12 protein-coding genes are annotated in these 16,461 nt (G+C 66.5%); 5 read left to right on the plus strand and 7 right to left on the minus strand.

What is annotated here, in order from left to right; translation table 11 throughout:
• Nucleotides 1-32: 32 nt before the first annotated feature.
• The gene (locus tag Q7V45_RS15300) at nt 33-4,856 is read right to left on the minus strand and encodes an NAD-glutamate dehydrogenase (RefSeq protein ID WP_304853633.1); all 4,824 of its coding nucleotides are present in this window, start codon (nt 4,854-4,856) and stop codon (nt 33-35) included.
• 522 nt (nt 4,857-5,378) lie between these two features.
• Between Q7V45_RS15300 and Q7V45_RS15305 the strand changes: the two genes are divergently transcribed.
• Nucleotides 5,379-7,172, plus strand: a complete 1,794-nt coding sequence (locus Q7V45_RS15305; RefSeq protein WP_370692607.1) for a ribonucleoside-diphosphate reductase subunit alpha — start codon at nt 5,379-5,381, stop codon at nt 7,170-7,172.
• Between the two features lie 103 nt (nt 7,173-7,275).
• Nucleotides 7,276-8,238, plus strand: a complete 963-nt coding sequence (locus Q7V45_RS15310; RefSeq protein WP_304853637.1) for a ribonucleotide-diphosphate reductase subunit beta — start codon at nt 7,276-7,278, stop codon at nt 8,236-8,238.
• A gap of 16 nt (nt 8,239-8,254) precedes the next feature.
• On the opposite strand, the gene Q7V45_RS15315 is transcribed toward Q7V45_RS15310, so the two are convergent.
• Nucleotides 8,255-8,545, minus strand: a complete 291-nt coding sequence (locus Q7V45_RS15315) for a type II toxin-antitoxin system RelE/ParE family toxin (protein WP_304853639.1) — start codon at nt 8,543-8,545, stop codon at nt 8,255-8,257.
• A gap of 11 nt (nt 8,546-8,556) precedes the next feature.
• Nucleotides 8,557-8,838 (minus strand): type II toxin-antitoxin system ParD family antitoxin, encoded by a 282-nt coding sequence (locus Q7V45_RS15320; RefSeq protein WP_304853640.1) that lies wholly within the window; start codon nt 8,836-8,838, stop codon nt 8,557-8,559.
• 175 nt (nt 8,839-9,013) lie between these two features.
• Here Q7V45_RS15320 and Q7V45_RS15325 point away from each other — a divergent pair, with 175 nt between their 5' ends.
• Nucleotides 9,014-9,991: a tripartite tricarboxylate transporter substrate binding protein gene (locus Q7V45_RS15325; RefSeq protein ID WP_304853641.1), complete on the plus strand. Its 978-nt coding sequence runs from the start codon at nt 9,014-9,016 to the stop codon at nt 9,989-9,991.
• Between the two features lie 9 nt (nt 9,992-10,000).
• Here the strand turns inward: Q7V45_RS15325 and Q7V45_RS15330 are convergent, their stop codons facing one another.
• On the minus strand, nt 10,001-10,738 hold the full coding sequence (locus Q7V45_RS15330; RefSeq protein WP_304853642.1) for a pyridoxamine 5'-phosphate oxidase family protein: 738 nt from the start codon (nt 10,736-10,738) through the stop codon (nt 10,001-10,003).
• A gap of 91 nt (nt 10,739-10,829) precedes the next feature.
• On the opposite strand from Q7V45_RS15330, the gene Q7V45_RS15335 reads away from it, so the two are divergent.
• Complete coding sequence (locus Q7V45_RS15335) at nt 10,830-12,386, plus strand: PLP-dependent aminotransferase family protein (RefSeq protein ID WP_304853644.1); 1,557 nt, start codon at nt 10,830-10,832, stop codon at nt 12,384-12,386.
• Between the two features lie 6 nt (nt 12,387-12,392).
• On the opposite strand, the gene Q7V45_RS15340 is transcribed toward Q7V45_RS15335, so the two are convergent.
• The 3 genes from Q7V45_RS15340 to Q7V45_RS15350 are packed head-to-tail and all read right to left on the minus strand — an operon-like array spanning nt 12,393 to nt 16,038.
• Nucleotides 12,393-13,478 carry an ABC transporter ATP-binding protein gene (locus Q7V45_RS15340; RefSeq protein WP_304853646.1) on the minus strand — a complete coding sequence of 362 codons (1,086 nt, stop codon included), beginning with the start codon at nt 13,476-13,478 and terminating at the stop codon, nt 12,393-12,395.
• The gene (locus Q7V45_RS15345) at nt 13,475-14,461 is read right to left on the minus strand and encodes an ABC transporter ATP-binding protein (RefSeq protein WP_304853647.1); all 987 of its coding nucleotides are present in this window, start codon (nt 14,459-14,461) and stop codon (nt 13,475-13,477) included. Before Q7V45_RS15345 ends, Q7V45_RS15340 begins: the two co-directional genes overlap by 4 nt.
• Nucleotides 14,461-16,038: an ABC transporter substrate-binding protein gene (locus Q7V45_RS15350; protein ID WP_304853649.1), complete on the minus strand. Its 1,578-nt coding sequence runs from the start codon at nt 16,036-16,038 to the stop codon at nt 14,461-14,463. Before Q7V45_RS15350 ends, Q7V45_RS15345 begins: the two co-directional genes overlap by 1 nt.
• 110 nt (nt 16,039-16,148) lie before the next feature.
• On the opposite strand from Q7V45_RS15350, the gene Q7V45_RS15355 reads away from it, so the two are divergent.
• On the plus strand, nt 16,149-16,461 hold a 313-nt coding region (locus Q7V45_RS15355), incomplete at its 3' end, for a hypothetical protein (RefSeq protein ID WP_304853651.1).

The raw sequence follows: 16,461 nt of genomic DNA on the forward strand, positions 1-16,461 counted from the left end.
CCAGTTGCGCGCTCCTATGAAACCGTTGCGCCTTAAACCAGCGTGCGCAGTTCGGCGGTGGCGACGGACAGCATCGCGAGGTCTATGGCGCCAGCAGAGGCGAGATCCTCCTTCAGGAGCCGGTCCACCCGCTCCAGCGCCAGCTTGCGCGGTTCGCTCCAGGCGGCGAGAGCCGTGTCGGGATCGCAGTCGTTGTTCCCGCTCGCGCGCAAGGCCGAGCGCAGCAGGTCGGCATGGAGCGCCGCCAGTTCATCCTGCATCGCGAGCGCGGCCTGCGAAGGCCAGAGCCCCTCGCGCGGCAGTTTCTGCGCGGCGTTGGCCAGCATCGCGAGCGACAGCCGCTCCCCCAGCCGGAAGTAGAGCCGCGCGGCGCTGCCGATCGTGCATCCGTTGAGCTCGGCCGCCAGGGCGAGGTCGCCGGCGGCGGACAAGGTTTCGAGCGCGGCGGCGCGGCGGGCGAGATCGGCCGGCGCGCCCATCGCCTCGAGCGCGGCCGAGCGTTCGCCGAGCGACGCGCCTTCGGCCTCGCCCACCAGATCCGCCGCCAGGTCGCCCAGTTCGGCGACGGCGCGGCCGAGCTGGGCGGTTGCCGCGGTCGTGTCGAGCGGCTGCGGCAGGCGCCGCAGGACCCATTGCACGCCGCGCAGCACGAAGCGCTGCGAGGCAATCAGCATCCGGATCTGCGCCGTGGCCTTGAGCGCGGGATCGAGCGCTTCGATGTCGGCCCACAGGTCGCGCAGCTTCCAGGCGTCGCGGACGACGGTGAAGGCCTGGGCGATGGCGGCCGCCGAGGCGCCGGTGCGCTGTGCCACCGTGTGCACGAAGGTCGGGCCGCATCGATTGACCAGCGAGTTCACGACCTGCAGCGCGGTAATCTCGCGGCGCAGGCGATGACTCCGAAGGGCCGCCGGATACTTGTCCTGCAGAGCCGTCGGGAAGTAGCGCAGCAGTTCCTCTTCCAGCCGCGGATCGTCGGGCAGGTCGGACGCGAGGATCTCTTCGTTGAGGTCGATCTTGGCATAGGCCAGCAGCACCGAGAGTTCAGGCCGCGTCAGCGGCTGGCGGTTCTGCGCGCGCAGGCGCATGGCGGCGGAATCGGGCAGGAACTCGACGGCGCGGTCGAGCCGGCCCTTGCGTTCCAGCGCGCGCATGAAGCGTTCAAGGCGATCATGCTCCTCGGCCGCCTGGCCTTCGGCGACGCTGACCGCCTGGCTCTGCTGGTAGTTGTGACGCAGCACCAGCGTCGCGACCTCGTCGGTCATGGAGAAGAGCAGCGGATTGCGATCTTCCGTCGCGATCGCGCCGGAAGCGATCGCGGTGCCGGTGGCAATCTTGATGTTGACCTCGTGGTCGGACGTGTCGACGCCCGCCGAATTGTCGATCGCGTCGGTGTTGATCTTGCGGCCGGCGAGCGCTGCCTCGACCCTGCCGCGTTGCGTGAAGCCGAGATTGGCGCCCTCGCCGATCACGCGTGCCCGCAGTTGCGCGGCATCGACACGCACCGGATCGTTGGCGCGATCGCCGGCATCGCCATGGCCTTCGCTCGACGCCTTCACATAGGTGCCGATGCCGCCGAAATACAGCAGGTCGACCGGCGCCGTCAGGATGGCGTGCAGGAGATCGAGCGGCGCCATGGTGGGCTTGTCGACCCCCAGCACCGCGCAGGCCTCGGGCGACAGCGCCACCGACTTGGCCGCGCGGTCGAAGATCGCGCCGCCGGCCGACAGCAGGCCCCTGTCGTAGTCCATCCACGAGGAGCGCGGCAGAGCGAACAGCCGCTGCCGCTCGGCGAGGCTCACTGCGGGGTCGGGCGCGGGATCGATGAAGATGTGGCGATGGTCGAAGGCCGCCACCAGCCGGATATGCGGCGACAGCAGCATGCCGTTGCCGAAAACGTCGCCCGACATGTCGCCGACGCCCGCGACCGTGAACGGCGTCTCCTGGATGTCCTGGCCGAGCTCGCGGAAGTGACGCTTCACCGATTCCCACGCGCCGCGCGCGGTGATGCCCATCTTCTTGTGGTCGTAACCGGCCGAGCCGCCCGACGCGAAGGCGTCGTCGAGCCAGAACCCGTAGTCGCGCGCCAGCGCATTGGCGATGTCGGAGAAGGTGGCGGTGCCCTTGTCGGCGGCGACCACGAGATAGGGGTCGTCGCCATCGTGGCGGACGACATCGGTGGGCGGCACGATTCCACCACCCGAGTAATTGTCGGTGATGTCGAGCAGGCCGCGGATCAGGGTCTGGTAGCAGGCGATGCCCTCGGCCTGGACCTGCTCGCGCGTACCACCCGCGGGAGGCTGCTTCACGTAGAAGCCGCCCTTGGAGCCTACCGGGACGATGACGGCGTTCTTCACCATCTGCGTCTTCATGAGGCCGAGGATCTCGGTGCGGAAGTCCTCGCGCCGGTCCGACCAGCGGATGCCGCCGCGGGCCACCCGTCCGCCGCGCAGATGGATGCCTTCCATGCGCGGGCTGTAGACGAAGATCTCGACCAGCGGCCGCGGCGCCGGCAGCTCGTCGATGGCGCGGCTGTCGATCTTGAAGGAGATCCAACCCTTGGTGCCGTCGGCCTGCCAGTAGTTCGTCCGCAGCGTGCAGAGCACGGCATTGTGGAAGCGTCGCAGGATGCGGTCTTCGTCGAGGGTCGTGACGGCTTCGAGGGAAGCGACGAAGTCGGCCTCGATCGAAGCGATCCGGGCGGCGCGCTCGCCCGAGCCCGCGTCGCCCAGCGCCGGATCGAAGCGGGCGACGAACAGGTCGACCAGCAGGCGCGCCACCTTGGGATAGGCCGCCAGCGCGCGCTCCATATACTCCTGACTGAACGGGATACCGGCCTGCCGAAGGTACTTGGCATAGGCGCGCACGATGGCGATCTCGCGCCAGGCGAGGCCGGCGCCCAGCACCAGCCGGTTCAGCCCGTCATTCTCGAGCGCGCCGGCGCGCAGCTTCTCGATGGCGTCGACGAAGCGCGGACCCGCGGCGGCGAGATCGACCTGGGATTTGTCGGCGGTCTCGACCCTCAGCACCTGCATGGCCACGCCGTGAGTCTGGTCGTCGCCACCTTCCCTGCGCAGCAGGAAGGGCGCCTCGCTGATGACGCGCAGGCCGAGATTCTCGGCGAGCGGCAGGATGTCGGAGAGCGCGATCGGCTTGCGCGGATGGAACAGGCGCAGCGCGAAGCGATGCGCCGGCATGCCGGTCCGCCGTCCGACCTGCACGCCGAACTCCGCGCCGTCCACGAAGGTCTGCAACACCTCGATGTCGCGCAGGGCCTGAGCCGCATCGAAGGTCTCGCGGTAGACCGGGGGGAACCAATTGCGCCAGCGCTTGGCGGCGGCGCGCCCCTCGGCTTCGCCGAGCTTCTCCTGCAGGGCCGCTCGCAGCCTGTCGTTCCACGACGTCGCTGCTTCGACCAGGTCACGCTCGAGCGTGGCGAGGTCGGGGCCAGCCTGCTCGGGGGTGTGCAGCTTCAGCGTGTAAAGCGACTGGACGAGGGCGGAATCGCTGCCGATCGACGTCGCGACCGACGTCACCTCGCCGTTCCAGGCCTTGCCCAGGAGGACGGCGAAGCGGTCGGAGAGGGCCGCGTCGAAGCGTTCACGCGGCACGAACACGAGCGCGGTGGCGAACCGGCCGACCGTGTCGAGGCGCGAGAACAGCGCCACCCGCCGCCGCTCCTGCAGCTGCAGGATGCCCAGTACATGGTCGTAGAGCGTGTCCTCGTCGATCTGGAACAGTTCGTCGCGCGGATAGGAATCGAGGATCGCCAGCAGCGTCTTGCCGTCGTGGCCGTGCCGGTCGAATCCCGAGCGGCGCAGCAGGGTGTCGATCCGGCCGCGCAGCAGCGGCACGTCGTGCACCGCCGCGTGATAGGCGGCGGAAGTGAACAGACCGACGAGCCGATGCTCGCCGGTCACGCGCCCGTCGGCGTCGCAGGTCTTGACGATCACGCAGTCCATTGCACCGATGCGGTGGACCAGCGAGGGGCGGTCGGTCTTCACGATCAGGATGTTGTGCGGTCCGCGGGCGAAGCGCGCCATCGCCTCGCCGCTGCCGACCCCGACATCGAACAGCCGGACCTCGTCACGCCGCAGGATGCCCAGCGACGATCCCGGCACCAGTTCGTAGCGCAGGCCGGCGGGCTGACTCGCATCCTCGACATAGCGATAGCGGCGATGGCCGAGGAAGGTGAAGTGGTTGGCCTCGAGCCAGCGCAGGAAATCCTCGTACTCCGCGAGGCCCGGTGCGCGGCCGGGCGCCAGGTCGGAGATGGCATCGAGGCAGGCGCGGCGCATGGCACGCCAGTCGTCGACCGCCAGCCGCACTTCGGCCAGCACGCGCGTGAGCGCTGCGGCGATCTCGTCGAGCAGCACGGGATCGATCTGGCGATCGATCTCGATATGCATCATCGACTCGGCTCGCGCCCGTTCACCGGCCTCGAGCACGATCCCGACCAGGTCGCCGTCGAGATCGCGCCGCGCCGCCATCACCGGATGGGCGAGCAGATGGACGGCGATCTCGCGGCGATTGAACTCGTTGGCGATCGAGTCGACGAGGAACGGCATGTCGTCGTTCACGATCTGCACGATCGTGTGACGGCTCTCGAACCCATGGTCGGCCAGGGACGGGTTGAGGATGCGGACCTTGGCCACGCCGGGCAGGCGGCGGCGCGCGAAGCCCAGCAGGGAGATCGCGGCGGCGGCCCGCTGGTCGACGGGCGAGGCGGCGAGGTCCTTGTCGGACAGGCGACTGTACAGTCTGCGCGCAAACTGTGCGGAATCCTCTCCGCCGGCCTGCAGGGCGGCGGCGCAGATGGCGTCCAGCCCGTAGACGCGCGGCACCGAAGCGGTGACCATATTTTGTGCATTCCTCCGGGAGTCTGGGGCGGATGTTACGCCTGACAGTGACATTCTGACGACGGACTCTTGGCGAAGCCAAGAACGCCCATCGAATCTCGCGTTTTCCGGAGTCACCCCGAGGGGCTGAGCCGATTCGCTGCGGTTTCTGTCTCGGGCCCACGGAATCCGCGGGAAAGCGCGTTTTGTTCTCGTCTGATGCTGCACCTGCGAAGAGTCGAAAACCTCCAGGGAAACAGAATTTCAAACCGATTTTTTGCATGTTTTTTCAGAGGCTTAACCACCTATTCTTGAGATTCACAAACCGGGATTAAATTTCGCAATGACAGGGTCGGGGGCAAAGGTACAAACTATGGATAGTGGGGAGAGACGAACTTCTCCCCACATCTAGGTGTCTTCCACAGAGTGTTCTATCCACAACTGTGGACAAAAAGAAAATGGGGACCGCAAGTGTTTGATGTCGTTCAAGTTCGAAGCGGTGCGCGGGTTGTTACCGATTCTTCCCGGGATTCCCGCCTCACTATTTTTGGCAAAGCCACGCTGAACGACCGGTACCTGCTGCCGGGCGAGAGCTACCAGGACATGTTCGCGCGAGTCGCAGCGGCCTATGCCGACGACGACGCCCATGCCCAGCGGCTCTACGACTATATCAGCAACCTGTGGTTCATGCCGGCCACGCCCGTGCTCAGCAATGGCGGGACCAGCCGCGGCCTGCCGATCTCGTGCTTCCTCAACGAGGCGACGGACAGCCTCGAGGGCATCGTCGGGCTGTGGAACGAGAACGTGTGGCTGGCCGCGCGCGGCGGCGGCATCGGCTCCTACTGGGGCAATCTCCGTTCGATCGGCGAAAAGGTCGGCATGAACGGCAAGACCTCCGGCGTGGTGCCGTTCATCCGCGTGATGGACTCGCTCACCCTCGCCATCAGCCAGGGCTCGCTGCGCCGCGGCTCGGCCGCCGTCTACCTGCCGGTGAACCATCCCGAGATCGAGGAGTTCATCGAGATCCGCCGTCCGACCGGCGGCGATCCCAACCGCAAGGCGATGAACCTGCATCACGGCCTGCTGATCTCCGACGCCTTCATGCGCGCGGTGGAGAACGACGAGGAGTGGGCGCTGGTCAGCCCCAAGGACGGCGCCGTGCAGCGCACCGTCTCGGCGCGGGCCCTGTGGATCCGCATCCTGACCGCGCGGGTCGAGACCGGCGAGCCGTACCTGGTGTTCGTCGACCATGTGAACAACGCCCGGCCGCAGCATCACAAGCTCGCGGGCCTCGAGGTCAAGACCTCGAACCTGTGCAGCGAGATCACGCTGCCGACCGGCATCGACCATCACGGCAAGCAGCGCACCGCCGTCTGCTGCCTGTCGTCGCTCAATCTCGAATCCTATCTCGAGTGGCACGAGCATCCGACGTTCATCGAGGACGTGATGCGCTTCCTCGACAACGTGCTGCAGGGCTTCATCGACACCGCGGGCTCCGACTTCGCCCGCGCGACCTATGCCGCGATGCGCGAGCGCTCGGTAGGCCTCGGCGTCATGGGCTTCCACTCCTTCCTGCAGGCCAACGGCATTCCGCTGGAATCCGTGATGGCCAAGGTGTGGAACAAGAAGATGTTCAAGCACGTCCGCGGCCAGTGCGACGAGGCGTCCCTGGCGCTCGGCAAGGAGCGCGGCGCGTGCCCGGATGCCGCCGACTTCGGCTTCCAGGACCGCTTCTCCAACAAGCTCGCGATCGCGCCGACCGCGTCGATCTCGATCATCTGCGGCGGCGCCTCGCCCGGCATCGAGCCGTCGGCGGCCAACGTCTACAACCACAAGACCCTCTCGGGCTCCTTCGTGGTGCGCAACCCGTATCTCGAAAAGGTCCTGGCCCAGAAGGGCAAGAACGACGAGGACACCTGGACGGCGATCATGACCGACCAGGGCTCGGTGCGGAATGTCGACTGCCTCGACGATCACGAGAAGGCGGTGTTCAAGACCGCGTTCGAGATCGACCAGCGCTGGCTGGTCGAGCATGCCGCCGACCGCACGCCCTATATCTGCCAGAGCCAGTCGTTGAACATCTTCCTGCCGGCCGACGTGCACAAGCGCGACCTGCACCAGATCCACATGATGGCCTGGAAGCGCGGCGTGAAGAGCCTCTACTACTGCCGCTCCCTCTCCATCCAGCGCGCCGAGAGCGTGGCAGGCGAAGCCCTTGCCGCGCCGCTCGGCGACCATGCTCTTACGGCGCCAAAGATCGATGCCCCCTCTTCTCTGTTTCCCGGAACGCCGCCGGCGCAGAGCAATGACTACGAAGAATGTCTTAGCTGCCAGTAACTAGCGTCGTCCCCTGCCGTGCCTCCGGGGTTCCGGAGGCACGGCAGGGGATTTCATTTTCAAGCGACTCATTCATTCGCCCGACATATTGGACACGCGCGCCATGTCACTCCTCGACGCCAAGCCGATCTACAAGCCGTTCCACTATCCCTGGGCCTACGATGCCTGGCTGACGCAGCAGCGCATCCACTGGCTGCCCGAGGAAGTGCCGCTGGCCGACGACGTTAAGGACTGGCGCAACAAGCTGACCGACAGCGAGCGCCACCTGCTGACGCAGATCTTCCGCTTCTTCACCCAGGCCGACGTCGAGGTGAACAACTGCTACATGCGGCACTACAGCCGCGTCTTCAAGCCGACCGAAGTGCAGATGATGCTGGCCGCCTTCTCGTCGATGGAGACGGTGCACGTCGCCGCCTACAGCCACCTGCTCGACACGATCGGCATGCCCGAGACCGAGTACTCCGTCTTCCTCACCGTCAAGGAGATGAAGGACAAGTACGACTACATGCAGGGCTTCAACGTCGATTCAAAGGCCGACATCGCCAAGACGCTGGCCGTGTTCGGCGCCTTCACCGAGGGCCTGCAACTGTTCGCCAGCTTCGCGATGCTGATGAACTTCCCGCGCTTCAACAAGATGAAGGGTATGGGCCAGATCGTGACCTGGTCGGTGCGCGACGAGACGCTGCACTGCAACTCGATGGTCAAGCTGTTCCGCACCTTCATCCAGGAGAACCCGGAGATCTGGACCGAGGAGCTGCAACGCGAGATCTACGTCGCCTGCTCGACCATCGTCGACCACGAGGACGCCTTCATCGATCTCGCCTTCGAGCTGGGCGGCATCGAGGGCATGACCGCCGTCGACGTGAAGCGCTACATCCGCTACATCGCCGACCGCCGCCTGACCCAGCTCAGCCTGCAGCCCATCTACCGCGCGGACGCCAAGAACCCGCTGCCGTGGATGGACCAGATGCTGAACGCCATCGAGCACACCAACTTCTTCGAGAACCGCTCGACCGAATACTCCAAGGCCTCGACGCGCGGCACCTGGGAAGAGGCGTTCGGCTGACGGCGGTTGACGCGCATTAATCCGGGACGGACACGTCCCAGTTCCGGCCACCGTAATAGAATCGAAGAATCGTCACCTCTGTCGAGGAGACGATGAAGGCGATCGCGATTCGTCGTTCGAAGCCCACCACTCGCAAGCCGGGACGCAGGTCATCGCGCCTCTGACCCCGTTCGCTGCCGATCTCGAAGCCAGTACAATAGGACATCAGGCGCTCGATGTAGTTCAGCGCCAATTCGGCACCCGCTCGTTCCGTGATCCAGTCGCCGAGCCTGGTGAGATCGTCCCGGGCCTCCGGCGCGAAAGTCACGATACGACGCTTCAACGACGGGCCTTGCGCTTCGGGGCGTAGCGCGCACGCACTTCTGAAAGAACAGACTTGCTCGAGAGCTTGCGCTCCGGGTTCGCCGCCATCGCGTCATAGACGGGGACCACGTCTTCTCGTAGCCATCGTTCGACGGCGGCGTCGCGCTCCTGCAGCGCGCGGAGACCGGCCCGGATGACTTCGGAGCTGGAGGCATAGGCGCCCGATTCGACCTTCGAGTCGATATAGGCTGCCTGTTCGATCGGAAGGCTGAACGTACGCTTCGAAACCCTGCTCATCTTCTCTCGCCGGTATGACTTGATCACACCATCCTTCCAAACACTGCCAGGAGCGTCAACTTATTGAGGGCATTGCTCCCTTCCGCCCCGACATGAGACCGATGTAGGCTTCCTCCGCTGAGCGTCCCGTTGCGTTGCGTACGTGCGTCGTAATGAAACCGTGGAGGCAGCAATCATGACAATTCGTCGCCGTTCATTGGCGCACCTCGCCATCGGTGCCGCCGCGTTGCCGCTCGTGCCGGGCCTGGCGCAGGCGCAGGCCTATCCATCGCGGCCCGCCCGCATCGTCGTCGGCTTTCCCGCCGGCGGCGCGACCGACATCCAGGGACGCCTGATGGCGGAATGGCTGACCGAGCGCCTCGGCCAGCAGTTCATCGTCGAGAACAAGCCCGGTGCCAGCGGCAACATCGGTACCGAGACCGTCGCCAAGGCGGCGCCCGACGGCTACACGCTGCTGCAGGTCGTGACGCCGCATGCGATCAACGCCGCGCTCTACTCCAATCTCGGCTTCGACTTCATGCGCGATATCGCGCCGGTCATCTATTCCGCGCGCCTGGCCTACCTCGTCGTGGTGAACCCGTCGGTGCCGGCGAAAACGCTGCCCGAGTTCATCGCCTACGCCAAGGCCAACCCGGGCAAGATCAACTACGGATCGGCCGGACAGGGCACGCCGCAGAACATCACCTGCGAGCTCTTCAAGATGATGACCGGCGTGAACCTGGTGCACGTCCCGTACAAGGGCGGTGCGCCGGCGATCGCCGATCTGATCAGCGGCCATGTGCAGGTGGTCTTCGCGCCGCTGTCGGAGTCGATCCAGCAGGTCAAGGCCGGGAAGCTGCGCGCGCTGGCGGTGACGACCTCGGCGCGTCTCGACGTGCTGCCGGACGTTCCGACGGTGGCGGAGTTCGTGCCGGGCTACGAGGCCAGCGGCTTTGCCGGCATCGGCGTGCCCAGGGGCACGCCGGCCGAGATCATCGCCCTGCTCAACAAGGAGCTGAACGCCGGCCTCGCCAGCGACAAGATCAGGACCCGCATCGTCGACATGGGCGGCACGGTGATGGGAGGCACATCGGCCGAGTTCGCCAAGGTCCTTGGCGACGCCACGGAGAAGTGGGCGAAGGTAATCAAGGCCGCCGGCATCAAGGCCGAGTAGGGCAGGCTCTCAGCCTTCGCCGAAGGTCCGCCGGTAGGTCTTGCTCATCACCTCGTCGAGGCGCGCGCCGGGAACGAAGTCGGCCATCTCGTCCGGCCGGGTGAGGCCCGGAAGCTGGCGCGTGCAGTCGGAGGGTTCGCCGATAACCTGCGTGACCGGATAGAGAGCCGACCAGGCGGGAACGCCCTCGTAGTCTTCCTCTTCGTCCGCGACGTGCTTGTCGCGGATCTTGCCCGACGCCGTCTCGATCTCCATGCCGATCATCGTCGTCGCCTTGAACTCCTGCTTGTTCGGCTGGCGAATGAGCTTCGAGCGGCCGGGATAGATGCGGTCGATGAAGCGGTCCATCAGCTTCAGCTTCTCTTCCGGATCGTCGATCACATGCGCCTTCCCGAAGGCCATGACGGCGCGATAGTTGACCGAGTGATGGAAGCCGGAGCGCGCCATCACCAGCGAATCGAGATGGGTGACGGTGAGGCAGACGTCGACGCCTTCCTTCTGGCTGCGGATCATGCGGCTGGCCGAGGAGCCGTGCCAGTAGAGGTGGCTGCCTTCGCGCCAGAAGGAGGTCGGCGTGCAATAGGGACGGCCGTCGATCACGTAGGCGATGTGGCAGACCAGGGCCGCATCCAGGATCGCGTGGATGGTTTCCTTGTCGTAGCGGCCGCGCTCGTGGACGCGCTTCACCTTGTTCACGTTGGTGACGGGATAGCTGTCGGGCGGGGTGACTGAATCGGGAGGGCTCATGGCTTGACCTTTGGCGCACCGGAAAAGGGGTTGCTTGCCGGCCGACCATCGTCGCGATACGGATCAGGTGAAAGAGCCAGTTTGTCCGAAAGTGACTGGACCAGTTTTGAAGCCGCGTTCGACCTCCCGCACCCGCCGCGTCCCGCCGCTCAGCCTCGCGCTCGATCCCTCGTCGCCCGAGCCGCTGCACCGCCAGATCGGCGAGCAGATGCGGCGCGCCATCCTCGAGGGGCGGCTGGAACCCGGCGCGCGGCTGCCCTCGTCGCGCCTGATGGCTCAGGATCTCGACTGCGCGCGCGGGACGGTCGTGCTGGCGTTCGACCAGCTCGTCGCCGAGGGCTACGTGGTGAGCCAGGCCGGCTCGGCCATGTCGGTCGCGGCCAACCTGCCCGACGAGATGCTGACCGTGCCGCGAACCGGCACGCCATCGCAGGGCAAGTCCGTCGCCAAACCCGCCGTCGCGCGCCGGACGCGGGCGCTGCTGGCCGAGGTCTCGCCGCCCGCTCCCGCCGGACCTCCTTTGGCCTTTCCCACCGGCCAGCCGGACCGCGAGGCCTTTCCCTTCGCGCTGTGGGCCAAGCTGCTGGAACGCGAGTGGCGCCGGCCCGGCAGCGAGGCGGCCAGTGCCGTGCATCCGTTCGGCCATGCCGGCCTGCGTGAGGCGATCGCGACCTATCTCGGCGTGGCGCGTGGCTTCACCTGCGATCCGGCCGAGGTCGTGGTCACAACGGGAATCCGTCACGGCCTCTCCCTGTTCGCGCAGGTCGTGCTCGATGCCGGCGACACGGCCTGGATCGAGGAGCCGGGCTTCGTCGGCGTGCGCGAGGCGCTGGCGACCTCAGGCGTCAACGCCGTGCCCATCGCCATCGACGAGTCGGGTTTCTCGCCCGACGCGGCGCAGGCGCAGGCGCCCGACGCGCGCCTGGCGGTCGTGGCGCCGGCCCATCATTTTCCACTGGGCACAGTCCTGAGCCTTCAGCGCCGGCTCGAGCTGCTGAGCTGGGCCGAACGAGCCAAGGGCTGGATCGCCGAGGACGATTTCGACGGCGAGTATCGCTACAGCGGCCGTCCGCTGGCGCCGTTGCGCACCCTCGATCGCTCCGGCCGAGTCGCCTACTTCAGCAGCTTCTCCAAGCTGCTCTTCCCCGCGCTGCGGCTGAGCTTTCTCGTCCTGCCGGCCTCGCTGGTCGAGGCCACGGAGCGGATCACGGATCGTGTCTCGGTGCGAGCGCCGCTGCTGGGCCAGGGCGCACTGGCCCGCTTCATCGCCGAGGGCCATTTCGCCACGCACCTGCGCCGCACCCGACAGCTCTATGCCGGCCGCCGCGAGGCGCTGTTGCAGGCGGCCGCGCACCGTCTCGACGGACTTCTCACGATCGCTCCCGATCCCGGCGGCATGCACGTGATCGCGAGCCCCACCCCGGAGATTGCGCGGCGCTTCGACGACGTCGCCGTGACGGCGGCCGCGGCAGCCGAGGGCCTGACCGTCCAGCCGCTCTCGGTCTGCTACGCCGGCCGCGCACGGCGGCACGGCCTCATCCTGGGCTATGCGGGGACGCCCGAAGCGGAGATCGATCGCGCGCTGGTGAAGTTGCGCGACGTGGTGATCGGTGCGACGGGCCGCCCGAAGCGCCAAGGGCGGCGCTGAGGATCGTCACCCCGCGCGCGCGGCCTTCGCCGCTTCGAAGGCCGCGAGGCGTTCGGGGAGCTTGCCCAGCGAGGTGCTGGCCGTCGAGGCGGCCGCGGGGATCGGCAGCGTCTCGTAGAAATGGCAGGCCACGCGATGGCCGTTGCCGGCGTCGCGCAGTTCGGGTTGCTCCTGGCGGCAGCGCGGCTGGGCGTGGATGCAGCGCGTGTGGAAGCGGCAGCCCGGCGGCGGGGCGAAGGGGCTGGGCACGTCGCCGGCCAGCAGCACGCGCTCCTTGCGCACGCTGGGATCGGGGCGCGGGATCGCCGACAGCAGCGCCTGCGTGTACGGGTGCAATGGCCGGTCGTAGAGGTCACGTTTGCTGGCGATCTCGACCAGCTGGCCGAGATACATCACCGCGACCCGATCGCTGATGTGCTTCACCACCGCGAGGTCGTGGGCGATGAAGAGATAGGAGAGGCCGAACCGCTGCTGCAGGTTCTGCAGCAGGTTCACGATCTGCGCCTGGATCGACACGTCGAGTGCGGAGACCGGCTCGTCGCAGATGATGAGGTCGGGATTGACCGCCAGCGCGCGGGCGATGCCGATGCGCTGGCGCTGGCCGCCGGAGAACTGGTGCGGATAACGCCGTGCGTGCTCGGGCAGGAGACCCACCACGGCGAGCAGGTCCTTGACCCGTGTCGCGCGCTCGGCCTCGGTGTGGAGGTCGTGCACCGCCATCGGCTCGGCCAGAATCTCGCCCACCGTCATGCGCGGGTTTAGCGACGCGTAGGGGTCCTGGAAGATGATCTGCATGTGGCGGCGCAGGCGGCGCAGCGCGTGCTTGTCGAGGGTCGCGATCTCCTCGCCCTTGAACCGCACCGAGCCCGCGGTCGGATCCATCAGGCGCAGCACGAGGCGGCCGGTCGTCGACTTGCCGCAGCCCGATTCGCCCACCAGCGCCAGGGTCTCGCCGCGCGCGATCTCGAAGCTCACCCCTTCGACGGCGCGCACCATGCCGATCACCTTGCGGCGGATCAGGCCGCGGCTCACCGGGAAGTGCTTTACCAGCCCGTCGACCTGGAGGACGGGCGTTGCCGTTGCCATGCTCATGCCGCCCTCGCCAGTTCGACCGGCGCCTTCCAGCAGGCCACGCGATGCTCCGGTCCGAGGTCGCGCAGCGGCGGCGGCTCGACGTGGCAGCGCGGATCGGCGAAGGGGCAGCGCGGCGCGAAGCGGCACCCCTTGGGCTGGTTGTTGGGGCTCGGCACCGAGCCCTCGATGGTCGACAGGCGCTCGCGGTCGACCTCGATGCGCGGGATCGAGCCCAGCAGGCCGATCGTGTAGGGGTGCTGCGGATCGGCGAACAGCGCGTCGACCGGCGCGCTCTCGACGATCTTGCCGGCATACATCACCACCACCTCGTCGGCGATCTCGGCGATCACGCCGAGATCGTGGGTGATAATCAGCATCGCCATGCCGAGCCGTCGCTGCAGGTCCTGCAGCAGGTCGAGGATCTGCGCCTGTATGGTGACGTCGAGTGCCGTGGTCGGCTCGTCGGCGATCAGCAGAGCGGGCTCGCAGGAGAGCGCCATGGCGATCATGACCCTCTGGCGCATGCCGCCGGACAGGAGGTGCGGATAGTCGTCGACCCGTTGTTTCGCCGAGGGGATCCGCACCAGTTCGAGCATCTCGATGGCGCGGGCCTTGGCGGCCTGCGGCGACAATTGCGTGTGCGCCAGGATCGCCTCGACGATCTGCTGGCCGATCGTATGGACCGGATTGAGCGAGGTCATCGGTTCCTGGAAGATCATCGACATCTTGCCGCCGCGCAGGCGACGGCGTTCGTCGGCCGAGAGGCCGAGTATGTTCCGGCCCTCGAACAGGATCGCATCGGCCTCGACCTGGCCGGGCGGGCTCGCCACCAGGCCCATGACGGAGAGCGAGGTCACGCTCTTGCCGCAGCCTGATTCGCCGACCAGGCCGACGGTGCGGCCGCGGCCGACGGAGAAGTCGATGCCGTCGACCGCGCGGAAGAGGCCGCGGTCGGTGTGGAAGTGGGTGCGGAGACCGCGGACCTCGAGGAGCTTTTCCATCAGAAGGAGTAGTCCAGGCCCTTGTAGAAGGTGTTCTGGTAGAGCATGTGCGGTCGCACGCCCTTCAGCTTCTTGAGGCTGGTCGTGTACATCGCGATGTTCATGACCGGCATCCAGAGATGTTCCTCGGTCACCCTCTGCTGGGCCAGCGCATAGTATTTGGCGCGGTCGGCTTCGGTGATCGAGGCGCGGCCCATCTTCAGATACTCGTCGGTCTTGGCGTCGTTCCAGTTCATGCGGTTGGGCGCCGGCATGTTCTTGGAATCGAAGTAGAAATTAAGCAGGTCGCCGGACGAGATGTAGGGAAACGTCACCGTCCAGAGCTCGAAGTCCTGCTTGCTCATCTCGGCGGGTGCGATGGTCGAGTCGTAGCCCACGATCTTCCAGTCGATGCCGATCTTGCGCATGTAGCCCTGGATCGCCTCGGAAACGCGCGGGAAGTAGGCGACCTGGGTGAACAGGACCCTGGGCGCCAGCTTGACGCCGTCCTTCTCGCGGATGCCGTCGCTGCCCACCTTCCAGCCGGCCTCGTCGAGAAGTTTCTTCGCCCGCTCGACATCCTCCTTGATCAGGCCCTTGGTCGAGTCCGCGAAGTCGAGCGCCTTGGGATCGATGAAGGTGTAGGCGGGCTCGGCATTGCCCAGCATGATGCCCTTGACGATGTCGGCGCGGTTGATGGCGATGTTCATCGCCTCGCGCACGCGCTTGTCGGCTACCATGGGACGCGTGGTCTTGTAGCCGTAGTACATGAGCTGGAAGTTGGGCTTGGCCTCCTGGACGTTGAGGTTGGGCGACGCCTTGACCTGCTGGATGAACTGCAGCGGGATCTGGTGCGTGACGTCGAACTGCCCGCCCATCATGGCCGCGACGCGACTCGAATCCTCGGGCACGATCTTGATGCTGAGCTTCTCGAACTTCACCGGCCCCTTGTTGGCATACATCGAGGGCCCCCATTTGTAGGCGTCGTGCCGCTTCAGCACGATCTCGGTGCGGGGCTGCCAGCTTTCGAAGCACCAGGGGCCGGTACCGTCGATCGCCTTGACGCCGTAGTCCTTGCCCAGCGCCTCCACGCTCTCCTTGTTGTGGATCGCCGTCGTGAACATGGTGAGCTGCAGCAGCAGGTCGGCGAATGGCTCGTTCAGCTCGTATTCGACCGTGTAGGGATCGGGCGCGCGCAGTTCCTTGATGTTGCCGGCGCGCCAGGCGAGCGGTGCCTTGAGTTCGGGACTCTTCAGCCGCTTGAAGGAGTAGATCACATCCTCGGCGGTGAACTTCTTGCCGCTGCAGAAGCTGACGTCGTCGCGCAGCTTGAAGGTGTAGGTGAGCTTGTCGTCGGAGACCGACCACGACTTGGCCAGCAACGGATGGACGCTCTTGAGATCCCAGCCGAGCGCCACCAGCGTGTCGCCCATCATGAACATGGGATGACCCATGCCGCTCGACGTGTTGCTGTGTGGATCGTACTTCGGCGCGTCCTGCGAGCGGATGTTGACCAGCGTCTGCGCCGAAGCAGGTGCCGCCAGGATTCCCAACCAGATCGCGAGCGCCAGTGCGGCGCTCCTCGCTCCCTTGACCATGCGCGTCCCCTCCGCCGGTGTGAGCCCGGCTATGGCGAGAGGCTAGCTCAATTAGGGGTTGATGATTACCCCTTATTGACGTGCCCGCTCCTTGCCCATAATAGCGGAATATGCCGATTCACTTTACGATCGATCACAAGACCCGCTTCGTCGACGCCCGGTTCGATGGAGTCATCGTCCTGAAGGACGTCGAGGATTTCTGCGACGCCATCATCGGCCAGGATGCCTTGCCCTATCGCAAGCTGATCGATGGCCGTACGGCCACCGGCAAGTACGACGACAACGATGTCATGGCGCTGGGCGCCCGCCTCAGCGCCTATGCCACAATGGGCCCGCGCGGGGCGCTCGCGATGGTCCCCGCAGACGACGTCTCGCTCGATCTCACGGACCGGCTCATCAACCTCGGCAAGAATGGCCGGCCGG

Origin of the sequence: Reyranella sp. (assembly GCF_030651995.1) — a bacterium.
GTDB lineage: Bacteria > Pseudomonadota > Alphaproteobacteria > Reyranellales > Reyranellaceae > Reyranella.